A 12,079-nucleotide genomic window follows, 5' to 3' on the forward strand; every position below is an offset into this window, starting at 1 on the left:
CCTCGGTCACCTATATTTCGGCCCTCGGCCAGATCCCGCTCGCCAATGCCTCGGCGATCATGCAGGCCCTGCCACTGGCAGTTACGCTCGGCGCCGCCCTTTTCCTTGGCGAACCTGTCGGCTGGCGGCGCTGGACCGCGATCATCGCCGGTTTCATCGGTGTACTGATCGTGCTGCGCCCCGGCCCCGAGGGCTTCACGCCGGCGGCGCTTACCGTCGTCGGCTGCGTCTTCGTGACGGCGACACGCGATCTCTGTACCCGTCGCATCGGCCACGACGTGCCCTCGCTCTATATCACCGTGTCGACTTCCCTCGTCACCACCATCGTCGGCGCCCTCCTCATTCAGCCGATGGGCGGCTGGCAGCCGATGTCGGCAACGACCTTCGGTCACATCGCCGTGGCAAGCGTGCTCCTGATGCTCGGCTACCAGACGATCGTGCTGGCGATGCGCGCCGGCGATATTTCGGTGATCGCGCCCTTCCGCTACACCAGCCTGATCTGGTCGATCGCGATCGGCATCTTCTTCTTTGCGGAAGTGCCGGATCACTGGATGCTGGTCGGCGTTGCGGTCATCATCGGCTCGGGCCTCTACACCTTCTATCGCGAGACGCTGCGCGGCCGGAAGGCCGTCGCCCAACGCTCGCTGACCGGCCCGCTGGAATAGGAGCCATCCGATGCCGGAAACCAGCCCCTCGCCCCTGATCAGCGGACCGCTGCCCGCCGTCATCCTCGCCGGCGGACTGTCGCGCCGGATGGGAAGCCCGAAGTCCGATCTTCAGCTTGGCGGCCAGACGATGCTGTCGCACATCATCACGCGGCTTCGTGCCCAGCTCACCGGCATCTCCGTCAACCTCAACGCCGCACCGGCGGACCCCATTGACGGCAATATCCCCATCGTCGCCGACACGGTACCGGGCTTTCTGGGGCCTCTCGCCGGCGTGCTGACAGCCATGCGCCACGTCGCGGCAACGGCGCCGGACGCAAGCCATGTCGTGGTCGTTCCAACCGATACGCCGTTCTTTCCGGATGATCTCGTGGCGCGGCTGATCGGCGCCCTGACAGAGCGTCAGCAGATTGCCGTTGCGGCATCCATCGGGCAGATGCATCCGCTGTTTGCGCTCTGGCCGGTCGCGCTCGCGGACGAGCTGGAGCACTGGCTGACGAACGACCCGAAGCGCCGCGTGCGCGCCTTCATCGAACGCCATGCCTCGGTAACGGTCGATTTTCCTGTCACCATGACGCCGAACGGCACGTTCGATCCCTTCTTCAACGTCAATACGCCTGAGGATCTCACCGAGGCGGAGCAATGGTTGAGTTTCTTTGAGGATAGCAGAGCATGAGCGCCATGAAGATTTTCGGCATCGCCGGCTGGAAGAACTCTGGCAAGACCGGGCTGATGGTACGGCTCGTCACCGAACTGACCGGGCGCGGCTATGTGGTTTCCACGGTCAAGCACGCGCACCACGACTTCGACATCGACAAGGTGGGTGCCGACAGCTACCGCCATCGCGAGGCCGGCGCTCATGAGGTGACGATCGTCTCCGGCACGCGTTTCGCAATCATGCACGAGTTGCGCGGAGCGCCCGAACCTTCCTTTGAGGATATCCTTGCGCGGATTGCTCCTTGCGATCTCGTGCTGGTGGAAGGCTACAAGCGCGAGCCAATCCCGAAGGTCGAAGCGCGCCGTCTGGAATCGGCTAACCGCGAGCCGCTCGCCCCCACCGATCCGCACATCTGCGCGATCGCCGCCGATCATCCGGTCGCGGGCACCGATCTTCCGGTCTTCGATCTCGACGACACAACAGCCATCGCGGATTTCGTCGAGAAGATCACGGGGCTGCAGCGCAAGAACACGCCTTCCTGACCAAAGGTCAGGGATCACCCTTCGGCGCGTCACGATACGCTTTCGGCAACCCGTCGAGCAGTTGCTGCGCTTTCTGCATGCCTTGTCCGGCCGCCTTGGCATACCATTTCGCAGCAGCTGAAAGATCCTGCTCCACGCCGCTTCCTCTGGCATAGGCGATGCCGAGATTGAATTGCGCGTCGGGATTTCCCTGTTCGGCAGCCTTGCGAAACCATCTGGCAGCAGCCACAGCATCGATCTCAATGCCAATGCCGTTGAGATAGGCCATTGCAAGGTTGTACTGGGCCAAGGCATAGCCTTGATCCGCAGAAAGCCTGTAGAGCCGCGCCGCTTCCTTCACGTTCCTCTCGAGACCCTGACCGTTGGCGTACATGGCCGCCAGATTGAATTGCCCCTTGGGATCTCCGCGATCGGCGAGCATCAGGAACCAATGGTGCGCTTCCGCGTAGTTTTCGGCGACGCCTTCACCCTTCAAGTACATGAGGCCGACATTTACCTGGGCCTGTGGGTTCCCCTGCCTTGCCGCCTTCAGGAACAACTGGAATGCCTGAGCTTCGTCCTTCTCGACGCCTCGCCCCAGCATGTAGAGGATCGCCAGATCCACCTGCGCCGAGACCATGCCCCGATCGGCCGCTTTGCGGCACCATCTCACTGCCTCCCAATCGTCGCGCCCGACGCCGAAGGCGCGCACGTAGACGCTGCAGAGCATGTTTTGCGCGTCCCTGTTGCCGGCGTCCGCAGCCGGCCGGAGCCAACGAATGCCCTCCCTGGCGTTGACCCGCCCGGCCTCGCCGTTGAAATAGAGCCGGCCGGCATTGGCTTGCCCGTCCATGTTCCCCTGCTCGGCCGCACGCAGATACCAACGCAGCGCTTCGGCAAGGTTGGATTCGACGCCGGCTCCTTTCTCGTACAGGAATCCGAGATTGTACTGTGCACGGGGCTCCCCGGCGATCGCCGCTCGCGACGTCCATCGATATGCCTCCGCATCGTCCTTCAGCGTACCCTGCCCCTGAAAATAGGCGATCGACAGATTGTGCATGGCCGCAACCAGACCCTGCTCCGCCGCCTTGCGATACCATTCGAAGGCCGCGACCGGATCGCGCGTCGTGCCGCGCCCCTCCTGAAACATGTGGCCGAGGTTGTATTGGGCCGCGGCGTAGCCCTGGTCCGCTGCCAGCCGGTAGTAGGCAACAGCCTGCGCCTCGTCCTTGGCGACGCCCAATCCCTGTTCGTAGTGAACGCCGAGATTGTATTGGGCGGCCGGCGTCTTCTGGTCGGCGGAACGTCGAAACCAGCGCAGCGCCTCGGCATAGTTCTGCTTCACGCCGTCGGCACCATTGAAGTAGATGGTGCCGAGATAGAACTGCGCCTTCGCGTTGCCGCTCTCGGCCGCCCTCCCATACCAGCCGATCGCCTTCATGGCGTCGCGGGCAACACCTTCGCCGGTCTGGTAGCGCATGCCGAGATCGACCTGCGCCTCGGCATCGCCCTGTTGTGCGCGCTCCAGCACCTGCGCGAGGGGTGGCAATGGCGTGCGGGCGCCATAGGCACGCGTCGGCAGGGAAAACTGCACCAGCAGCGTAACAACGAGTCCGAAGACGACACGTTTCATCCATCCCTCCAGGACCGGGCGCAGAGCGCGCCAAGCCTATGGGGAGCCGCCAGCAACGGAAAACGGATTTCGACAGACCGCTGTTTTGCGTCGAGCAGCGGTTCATGCTGACTGGGCGAGCATGGTAGTGACCAACGGCCCGCTCCACAGCCCGCTCGTGCGGCTGGCACCGACGCCATCGGCGCTTCGGGTTGCTTCACCGCTTCGGAAATTTTCCGATATAAGCCTATCGGCCCGTCAGTTTGTCGCGCCGACAGTCATTTCGTCCGGAATATCGTTGAGGCGGACGAAGCTGTAGCCTTTGGCCTTGAGGTCGAGAATGCCGCGCGCGACGCCGGCGCCTGCGGAATGGGTCGGCTGGTTGATATGGGCGATGATGACGTCTCCGTCCTTGGCCGCGCGAATGCGCTTCTCGGCAACGGCGGCACCCAGCAGCGAGCCGCCGTCGCCGTTCACCGAGTAGCCGGCGATGCGATAGCCCATGGCGCGGATCTGGCTCATCGACGAATGGGTGTACTTGGCCGTCGCGCCGCGAAACCAGCGCGGCGCCGGCAAACCATGCGCCTTGATCGCCGCCGCCCCACCGTCGACCTCGGCCGCGACCGCAGCTTCAGAGCCGGCCGCAGCAAGGCCGTAGACCGAGACCTTCACATCGATCGGCGGCACATGCATGGCGCCGTGATCCTCGATCTCGAAGAGGTCCGGATGCGCCTTCATCACCTCGACGACGAGCCCGTTGCGCTTCAGCCAGCGCGCCGTCACGAAGATCGTCGCCGGGATGCGATTCTCGATCAGCGTGCCAAGGATGCGCATGTCGGTCGCGCCGCTGCAGGCATCGAGCGTGATCGCGACGCGCGGCGCGACGCTCTTTCCGGCCGGATTGGCAGGCAGGTGCAGATCCGGCTCCACAAGCCCGGGCGCGGCGGTGGCCGATTGGGCGAACATGGCGATGGCGAGAAGCGGTAAGACGACGGTTTTCATGACAATCCGGGAAATGAATATTTGAGACAATATTGGAACGACAGAAACCCGCCTTTTGCGAGGCGGGATTTCACTGCGTGTGTCCTTAAGCTGTTACGGATCTGAAGAAACGCGCAGCATTCAAAACACGACAGCGCCGCGCACCTCATGAGGTGCGCGGCGCTGTCGGCATTAGACAGGCAGTCCTGCCCGAAGCTTGATCAACGCTGGGCGACCGGGCGGACCAGCGGCGTGACGCGGCGTATGGTGACGCGGCGGTTCTGCTGCTCGGCTTCCTGGGTGCGAACCTTGAGGAAGCGTTCGCCGTAGCCCTGTGTCACCAGGTTTTCGGCCGGAATGCCGTAGACCTCGGTCAGGAGCGACGCCACCGATTCGGCGCGCTGGTCAGAAAGCACCAGGTTCGACCGGTCGGAACCGACGGCGTCCGTGTGGCCTTCGATGAAGAAGGTCTCGCCCGGATCCTTGGCCAGCACCTTCTCCATGGCGGCGGCGACACTACGCATGGTCTTGGCCTGCGACATCGACACCTCGGCACTGCCCGTCGGGAAGGTGATGGTGTCGAGGTCGATGCGCCGCACCTTGTCGCGCAGACGAGCGGAGTGCCGGACTTCGTCCATCGTGTAGACGCGCTCTACCCGTTCCACCGGCGGTTCGGCCAGAAAGTCGTAGTAGTCGCGGCCCGGATCGTCGGAAACATCGGCGATGTAGTCGCGTACCGGGATGCGCAGGCGCATCGGCGGCAGTTCGTAGCCGACGTCGATAATGGCCGGACGTGGACCTTCGTCGCGCTCGGGCGCGTAGATCATCAGGTATTCGTTGCCGTCACGATCGACGCGCGAGCGCTGCAGAATGTCGCCGTAACGATTGTAGACGGTAACAATCCGGTAGCCGCCCGGGCGCAGGATCGTTTCGCGGGTACGACCACGCGGAAGCTGATCGTAGTAGGTTTCTTCCGCATCGCGACGCAGGCGCGGGCGATCGTCACCGCGCACGAAAATCTGGTCGCCGACGCCGAGAATGACGCGGTTATCGATTTCCTGCACGACCTTCACTTCGGTCACGTTGTTGGTGATGTTGTTGACCGTCGTGTTGTTGTTGATCACCGTGTTGTTGATGACGGTGTTGTTGACGATGTTGGTCGTCTCCGGCACCACGAAGACCGGCGCCTCGTCGACGCGCGTGCCCTTTTCCTTGAGATTCGCCTCGATCTTCTGCGGCAGGTCGGCCGGGATTTCGGCAGCGATCGCAGCCTGAGCTGCGGCATCGTCTGCCGGCGGCGCAACGTTTTCTTCCTGGGCACGCAGCTCTTCGCGCAGCTTCTGGCGCTGTTCGCGTGCCTGGTTGCCACCGGTGTTGTCGGCATCCTTGTCGCTGTCGAGCACGGCCGCGCCGTTTTCAACAGGCAGAACCACGGTCTCGTCGGTTGCCGCCGGGTCTTCGGCGATCTTCACCTTCTCTTCCTCGGTGCGGGTGTCGACCACTTCCGGAGCCGGCTGTTGAAGCTGCGGCTGCTGCTCGGCAGTTGCCGGCTGTTCCGAACCAGGCACCGGCTGGCCTTCGCCAGTCTGGGGCTGCTGCTCGGTCCCAGGTGCGGTTTCCGTCGGTGCGGGCTGCTCGCCCGCCTTCTGTTCTTCAGCGGCCTTCTGTTCCTCAGCGGCCTTCTGTTCCTCAGCAGCCTTCTGTTCTTCAGCAGCCTTCTGTTCTTCAGCAGCCTTCTGTTCGTCAGCAGCCTTCTGCTCGTCAACAGCCTTCTGCTCGTCAGCAGCCTTCTGCTCGTCGGCAGCCTTTTGCTCTTCGGCAGCCTTCTGCTCTTCGGCAGCCTTCTGCTCTTCGGCAGCCTTCTGCTCTTCGGCAGCCTTCTGCTCTTCAGCAGCCTTCTGCTCTTCAGCAGCCTTCTGCTGTTCGGCGGCCTGACGGGCAGCCTCTTCCTCGGCGGCCTTCTGCTGNTTCGGCGGCCTGGCGGGCAGCCTCTTCCTCGGCGGCCTTCTGCTGCTCAGCCGCCTGGCGGGCAGCCTCTTCCTCGGCGGCCTTCTGCTGCTCAGCGGCCTGGCGGGCAGCCTCTTCCTCGGCGGCCTTCTGCTGCTCAGCCGCCTGGCGCGCAGCCTCTTCTTCGGCAGCCTTCTGCTGCTCAGCCGCCTGGCGCGCAGCCTCTTCTTCCGCGGCCCTTTGTTGCTCGGCAGCCTGGCGGGCAGCCTCTTCCTCGGCCTGGCGCTGCTTCTGCAACAGCAGCTCTTCGTCAGACTGACCACCGCCCTCCTGTGCAACCTCGAATGGCTTCATCAGGCTATCGGCGACGGCAGGCGGAACCGCCACGGACACCGACAGCACTGGCAGCGCGACGGTTGCAAACAGTTTGGATCGAATCGACATTTGTCTTCCTTCCTCTTCTCGGGAGGTCCTGGTCCCACATCCTCTTCCCGGTATATGACACGCCGAAGAATGGATGCGAACTTGAATACTCACGGGGCCTTGACCCAAGGTTCCGGCTTTTTTGTGTTGCCCGCGAGACGCGCCGTCAAGCGCGACGCCCGCGCCACGCGCCGGTTCCTTGATAAGGGCTAGCGGAGGCAAGATTAACCGCCGCTGAACGCACCGTTCATGTACATTGCGCGGTCCACCATCACAATCTGCGGTCGAAATCCGATTCCCGGTGAGGACCTTCGCTTTCCTGTTGATTTTTACTGGAAAAGAGTACGAATATCGCCACAACCGGAGGCAAACGCCCCGGTCGAAATTGGTGTCCGTGAAAAAAGAAAAAACCGGACATCGACCAACAGAGAGGACTATCATGCGTATTTCCAGACGGCTGGCAGCCGCCGCATCGGCTGCCGTTTTCGTGCTCATGGCAGGCTCGGCCATGGCAGACGGCGAAAAGGTCGTTATCGGCACCGAAGGCGCCTACCCGCCCTTCAACAACCTGGAAGCGGACGGCACGCTGACGGGCTTCGACATCGACATCGCCAAGGCGCTGTGCGCGGAAATGAAGGCCGAATGCACCTTCGTCACGCAGGACTGGGACGGCATCATTCCGGCACTGATCGCCAAGAAGTTCGACGCCATCGTCGCGTCCATGTCGATCACCGCCGAGCGCAAGGAAAAGGTCGACTTCACCAACAAGTACTACAATACGCCGCCGGCGATCGTCGTGCCGAAGGACTCGCCGATCACCGAAGCGACCGAGGCCGCACTTGCCGGCAAGACGCTCGGCGCGCAGGGCTCCACCACCCACTCCAACTATGCCGAAGCGCATATGAAGGGTGCCGAGATCAAGCTCTATCCGACGGCTGACGAGTACAAGCTCGACATCGCTAACGGCCGCATCGACGCCGTCATCGACGACGTTGTCGTGCTTTCCGAATGGCTGAAGTCGACCGACGGTGCCTGCTGCAAGCTGCTCGGCACGCTGCCGATCGACCCGGTCATCAATGGCGAAGGCGCTGGTATTGCCGTGCGCAAGGGCGACGACGCGCTGCGCGAAAAGTTCAACAAGGCGATCGAAGCGATCCGCGCCAACGGCAAGTACAAGGAAATCAACGAAAAGTACTTCCCGTTCGACGTTTATGGCAGCTGATTGACGGGATCCGACACGATTTCCTAGTGAATCATGCCGGAGAAACGTCAGTTCATGCGAAAAATGCAACGGCGGATGGCTTGCCCTTCCGCCGTTTTTGTTTGACAAGAGCCTAAAACAAAGCGCGATCGATACACACAAAAACAGCGCAAAGGGGAACATTCTGACATGAGCGGGTTATTTGCCGGCTTCTATTCCATCCTCTCCTGGATAGGATCGATCGTCGATCCATTCTGCGGCCCGGTCGGGGTCTTTACCTGGCTGGCGCCCGGCACCTTGCTGGCCTGCGGCGATACCGGCTGGGGCGACGATATCGCCTACGGTTTCGTCGTCACCGCGAGCCTTGCCATCGCCACCCTGCCCGTCGGCCTGCTGATCGGCTTCTTCATCGCCCTCGGCAAACAGTCCGAAGAGCGCACCGTGCGGTTGGCGACCAATATCTACACGACGATCTTTCGGGGCCTCCCGGAACTCCTGACGCTCTTCATCGTCTATTACGGCCTGCAGATCCTCGTTCAGCAGTTGCTGGCCTCGCTCGGCTACGAGGGCCCGGTCGAGATCAATGCCTTCTTCGCCGGAATGATCGCGCTCGGCGTCGTCTTTTCCGCCTATTGTTCGGAGGTGCTGCTCTCCGCGTTCAAGGCCATTCCCCATGGGCAATACGAAGCCGGCGATGCCCTTGGCCTCCATCGCGGCAAAACCATGCGTCTCATCATCCTGCCGCAGCTCGTGCGCATCGCGTTGCCGGGTCTTGGCAATCTCTGGATGGCGCTCCTCAAGGATACGGCCCTCGTCTCCGTCGTCGGCCTCACGGATATCCTGCGCCAGACCGGTGTTGCCGCCCGCGTGACCAAGCAGGCCTTCGAATTCTACGGCGTGGCCTGCGTGCTCTTCCTGATCCTCGCGATGATTTCCTCGATCGTCTTTGCGAACCTGGAACGCTGGACCAAACGTGCGGAGATGGGCCGATGAGTGCCGTTGCAACAATGATCCCGCCGCAGGCCCCGCCTCCGGTTCCGCCAAGGCCCTATACGCTGACCCGCTTCGTCGGCAGCGTTGCGCTCGGTGTCTGGCTGGCGCTCGGCGTCGGCATCTTTCTTACCGTCGTCAATGGCTGGGATCCGGAGAAGGTCGCGAAATACGGGCCGCGGTTCCTTTCCGGCCTCGGCGTCACGCTGATGCTGGTGTCGATCTCCATCGTCTTCGGCGCCATATTGTCGCTGCCGATTGCGTTTGCGCGCATGTCGAAGAACAAGTTCTGGTCGTGGCTCGCCTACGCCTATGTCTATTTCTTCCGCGGCACGCCGCTGCTCGCGCAGCTTTTCCTGATCTATTACGGCCTCGGCAGTTTCCGCCCGCAGCTCGAAACGATCGGCATGTGGTGGTTCTTCCGCGACGCCTGGAATTGCGCGCTCTTCGCCTTCACGCTCAACACCGCGGCCTACCAGGCGGAAATCCTGCGTGGTGCGATCGAGAGCGTGCCGCGCGGCCAGCGCGAGGGCGCGGCCGCCCTTGGCCTACCCGAGCGTGTCTCCTTCTTCAAGATCATCCTGCCGCAGGCGATGATCGTTGCACTGCGCCCCTACGGCAACGAAATCATCCTGATGATCAAAGGCTCGGCGATCGTCGCGATCGTTACCGTCTTCGACCTGATGGGCGAAACCCGCTACGCCTTCTCCCGCACCTTCGACTTCCAGATGTATATCTGGGCAGCCATTCTCTACCTGATCATGGTCGAGATCCTGCGCAACATCTGGAGCCTGCTGGAAGCGCGGCTGACACGCCACCTCAAGCGATAGTGCCGCTTTTGACCAATGAAGAAGCTTGGCAGCACTCTCCGTGAGATGCTGCCAAGCCTTTGTTATTTCTTACGAAAGTTTCATTTCGGAGCAAATATTAGCTCTTGATTAAGAAATCGAGCGTTTCATCATAGAGACCAACCTTTGCGAGAAGTGAGGTCCTAATGACAAACGAGATGGAACTTCAGCTTAGAGGCTATGGCCTGACGACGGCCCAGATCCTCTACCACATGCCGGATCATCCGACCTTCCTCCAGACCTATGTCTGGCAGCACTACGACATCGCCCCGGACTTCCCGGAGATGCGCAGCTTCCTGAAATTCTGGCAGGAAAAACTGGATGGCCCGCTGCATTCGGTGCGCTATGTGCATCGCAAGCTGATCTCAGCGACGGAATGGCGCGCGCTGAAGGGCGAGTTCATTCTGCACTGAACTGCCGATTGAATCGGAGGAGCCAAGGAGACGGACTTCAGTCCGGCCGGCCGGCCGCCCCTGAGATTGGAACGCTTTGAGAAGCGCGCGCTGAGGAACGTGAGCGCGACACCGCCTCAGACATGCACCTCCCCATGCGCCAGTTCGCCTTCGCGCGGTTCCTTATGCAGCGAGCCGTAGAGCACCAGCGCATAGAACAGCAAAACACCAACGATCACCGGCCAGCCGGACAACGGACCGAGCGCGGCATTCTGGGCGACATCGGCCCAGGAACGGACATGACCGAAGGGCTCGCCATTGGTCGAAATCTTCGGCGAGGAAATCTTCAGCGTCCAGGCAAGCAGCAGGATCAGGTACATCCAGCAATAGTTGCGCTGCAGCCGCCGGCAGACTGCCTCACGGTAGCTCATCAGGAAGGCCGGCTTGCGCAGGCTCTTGCCGATCGCGATTGCCCAGTTGAGGTTCGGTGTGCCATCCGGCGAGAGTATCTGGGCGAAGTACCCCCGCTCCAACTGCCTGACGCGCGCCCGGTAGACATCGAAGAAGCGGTAACGCCGCGCCTCGATCAGGAGCAGCAGCGTTATCAACAGCATCGCGAAGAGCAGCACGCTGTGGTGCGACGACGGGGTCGACAGGGAAACGGACAAAAGCGCGGCGACGACGGTGATCGCCCAGTTCGAGGTTCGGTCGATGCGATCGCGCCATCCGGCCATGCGGCCCATTTCGCCGCGATAGTAGTGCACGACTGCGTTGATCTGCTCCTGTGAGGTTTGCGGCAGCGGCGGCCCCTTCGGCTCCTTGATTTCGGTGCCAAGGATCAGCGGGCCCAGTTCGGCGGACATCGGCATTCCCTCCGTCTTTTCTTATGCTTACGATCATGACTCCAATCGCTTCGCCGATAAATCCCAACCCGTGCCACACGACTGGTTTTTCGGCGCAGCACGTCCTTTTACCGGTCTCTTTCGCACGGGACGGCGATTGCCAAAGCCCATTTGCGGACGTAAGAAACGGCCATGACCCAGAAGAGCACGAAAATCGACGAGGAAGCGCTGGCAGAAGCCTATAACCGCGCCCTCTCCCTGGAAAAATCCGGCAACTTCGATGCCGCTGCCGACGCCTATGCCGAAGTGCTGGCGCTCGACCCGGAAGACCATGGCGGCGCTGCCGTGCGCTTGGCCTCGATGGGGCGCGGCGAGACGCCCGTGAAGGCGCCCGACGCCTATGTCGCCACCCTCTTCGACCAGCATGCCGAAGTGTTCGACAACGTGCTCGTCGACCAGCTCGGCTATTGCGTGCCGCTCCTCGTTCGCCAACGCCTGCAGGCGCTCGAGCTAGGCCCCTTCGACCGCGTGCTCGACCTTGGCTGCGGCACGGGCCTCACCGGCGGCGCCCTGCGTGACATGGCCGAAGACATCACCGGCATCGATCTCTCGGAAAACATGGTCGAGATCGCGCACGAGAAGGACCTCTATGAGACGCTTTACGTCGCCGAAGCGGTCGATTATCTCGATGACAACGATGACGAGCCCTTCAACCTGATCGTCGCAACCGACGTGCTTCCCTATATGGGCGCGCTCGAAGCGCTGTTCTTCGGCGCCGTCGACAATCTCCTGCCCGGCGGCCTGCTGATCTTTTCCAGCGAAACGCTGCCCGCAGAAACCTTCGCCGGCCGCGACTTCATGGTCGGCCCGCACCAGCGTTTCGCCCACGCCGTAACCTACCTGCGCGACCGCCTCGCGGCTACCGGCTTCGAAATCGTCGAGGTCGGCGACATCACCGTGCGCATGGAAGAAGGCGAACCGATCGCCGGCCATCTGGTG

At 62.3% G+C, this 12,079-nt stretch carries 11 protein-coding genes and 1 pseudogene; 8 read left to right on the forward strand and 4 right to left on the reverse strand.

Features of this window, described 5'->3' with window-relative positions; translation table 11 throughout:
* The 3 genes from I8N66_RS32465 to mobB form a co-directional block, all read left to right on the forward strand.
* A partial coding sequence (locus I8N66_RS32465; RefSeq protein WP_291163147.1) for a DMT family transporter occupies positions 1-665 on the forward strand: 665 nt, incomplete at its 5' end.
* 10 nt (positions 666-675) lie between these two features.
* On the forward strand, positions 676-1,341 hold the full coding sequence (gene mobA, locus I8N66_RS32470) for a molybdenum cofactor guanylyltransferase MobA (protein ID WP_291163150.1): 666 nt from the start codon (positions 676-678) through the stop codon (positions 1,339-1,341).
* Positions 1,338-1,865, forward strand: coding sequence for a molybdopterin-guanine dinucleotide biosynthesis protein B (mobB, locus tag I8N66_RS32475; RefSeq protein WP_291163153.1), 528 nt, complete (start codon positions 1,338-1,340; stop codon positions 1,863-1,865). Before mobA ends, mobB begins: the two co-directional genes overlap by 4 nt.
* A gap of 7 nt (positions 1,866-1,872) precedes the next feature.
* On the opposite strand, the gene I8N66_RS32480 is transcribed toward mobB, so the two are convergent.
* From I8N66_RS32480 to I8N66_RS32490, 3 genes and pseudogenes are all read right to left on the reverse strand, one after another.
* Positions 1,873-3,477 (reverse strand): tetratricopeptide repeat protein, encoded by a 1,605-nt coding sequence (locus I8N66_RS32480; protein WP_291163156.1) that lies wholly within the window; start codon positions 3,475-3,477, stop codon positions 1,873-1,875.
* Positions 3,478-3,714: 237 nt separating this feature from the next.
* Entirely contained in the window at positions 3,715-4,458 is a 744-nt protein-coding gene (locus tag I8N66_RS32485; protein ID WP_291163159.1) for a polysaccharide deacetylase family protein, read from the reverse strand.
* 200 nt (positions 4,459-4,658) lie between these two features.
* A pseudogene (locus tag I8N66_RS32490) lies at positions 4,659-6,828 on the reverse strand (OmpA family protein).
* A gap of 418 nt (positions 6,829-7,246) precedes the next feature.
* On the opposite strand from I8N66_RS32490, the gene I8N66_RS32495 reads away from it, so the two are divergent.
* From I8N66_RS32495 to I8N66_RS32510, 4 genes are all read left to right on the forward strand, one after another.
* Positions 7,247-8,029 carry an ABC transporter substrate-binding protein gene (locus I8N66_RS32495; protein WP_113539433.1) on the forward strand — a complete coding sequence of 261 codons (783 nt, stop codon included), beginning with the start codon at positions 7,247-7,249 and terminating at the stop codon, positions 8,027-8,029.
* A 168-nt stretch (positions 8,030-8,197) separates the two neighbouring features.
* Complete coding sequence (locus I8N66_RS32500; protein WP_291163163.1) at positions 8,198-9,001, forward strand: ABC transporter permease; 804 nt, start codon at positions 8,198-8,200, stop codon at positions 8,999-9,001.
* Entirely contained in the window at positions 8,998-9,828 is an 831-nt protein-coding gene (locus tag I8N66_RS32505) for an ABC transporter permease (protein WP_113539431.1), read from the forward strand. Before I8N66_RS32500 ends, I8N66_RS32505 begins: the two co-directional genes overlap by 4 nt.
* 164 nt (positions 9,829-9,992) lie before the next feature.
* Complete coding sequence (locus I8N66_RS32510; protein ID WP_113539430.1) at positions 9,993-10,259, forward strand: usg protein; 267 nt, start codon at positions 9,993-9,995, stop codon at positions 10,257-10,259.
* 116 nt (positions 10,260-10,375) lie between these two features.
* Here I8N66_RS32510 and I8N66_RS32515 read toward each other — a convergent pair whose 3' ends face one another.
* Positions 10,376-11,101, reverse strand: coding sequence for a DUF2270 domain-containing protein (locus I8N66_RS32515; protein ID WP_113539429.1), 726 nt, complete (start codon positions 11,099-11,101; stop codon positions 10,376-10,378).
* A gap of 171 nt (positions 11,102-11,272) precedes the next feature.
* Here I8N66_RS32515 and I8N66_RS32520 point away from each other — a divergent pair.
* Positions 11,273-12,079 (forward strand): methyltransferase (locus I8N66_RS32520; RefSeq protein WP_291163172.1); only part of this gene is annotated, 807 nt, incomplete at its 3' end.

The sequence above is a fragment of the Ensifer sp. SSB1 genome (assembly GCF_016652895.1).
Taxonomy (GTDB): domain Bacteria; phylum Pseudomonadota; class Alphaproteobacteria; order Rhizobiales; family Rhizobiaceae; genus Ensifer.

Bases quoted from the DNA above. Each gene is read 5' to 3' on its own strand.
- mobA (WP_291163150.1), top strand. From the start codon at position 676: ATGCCGGAAACCAGCCCCTCGCCCCTGATCAGCGGACCGCTGCCCGCC.
- mobB (WP_291163153.1), top strand. From the start codon at position 1,338: ATGAGCGCCATGAAGATTTTCGGCATCGCCGGCTGGAAGAACTCTGGC.
- I8N66_RS32480 (WP_291163156.1), bottom strand. From the start codon at position 3,477: ATGAAACGTGTCGTCTTCGGACTCGTTGTTACGCTGCTGGTGCAGTTT.
- I8N66_RS32485 (WP_291163159.1), bottom strand. From the start codon at position 4,458: ATGAAAACCGTCGTCTTACCGCTTCTCGCCATCGCCATGTTCGCCCAA.
- I8N66_RS32495 (WP_113539433.1), top strand. From the start codon at position 7,247: ATGCGTATTTCCAGACGGCTGGCAGCCGCCGCATCGGCTGCCGTTTTC.
- I8N66_RS32500 (WP_291163163.1), top strand. From the start codon at position 8,198: ATGAGCGGGTTATTTGCCGGCTTCTATTCCATCCTCTCCTGGATAGGA.
- I8N66_RS32505 (WP_113539431.1), top strand. From the start codon at position 8,998: ATGAGTGCCGTTGCAACAATGATCCCGCCGCAGGCCCCGCCTCCGGTT.
- I8N66_RS32510 (WP_113539430.1), top strand. From the start codon at position 9,993: ATGACAAACGAGATGGAACTTCAGCTTAGAGGCTATGGCCTGACGACG.
- I8N66_RS32515 (WP_113539429.1), bottom strand. From the start codon at position 11,101: ATGTCCGCCGAACTGGGCCCGCTGATCCTTGGCACCGAAATCAAGGAG.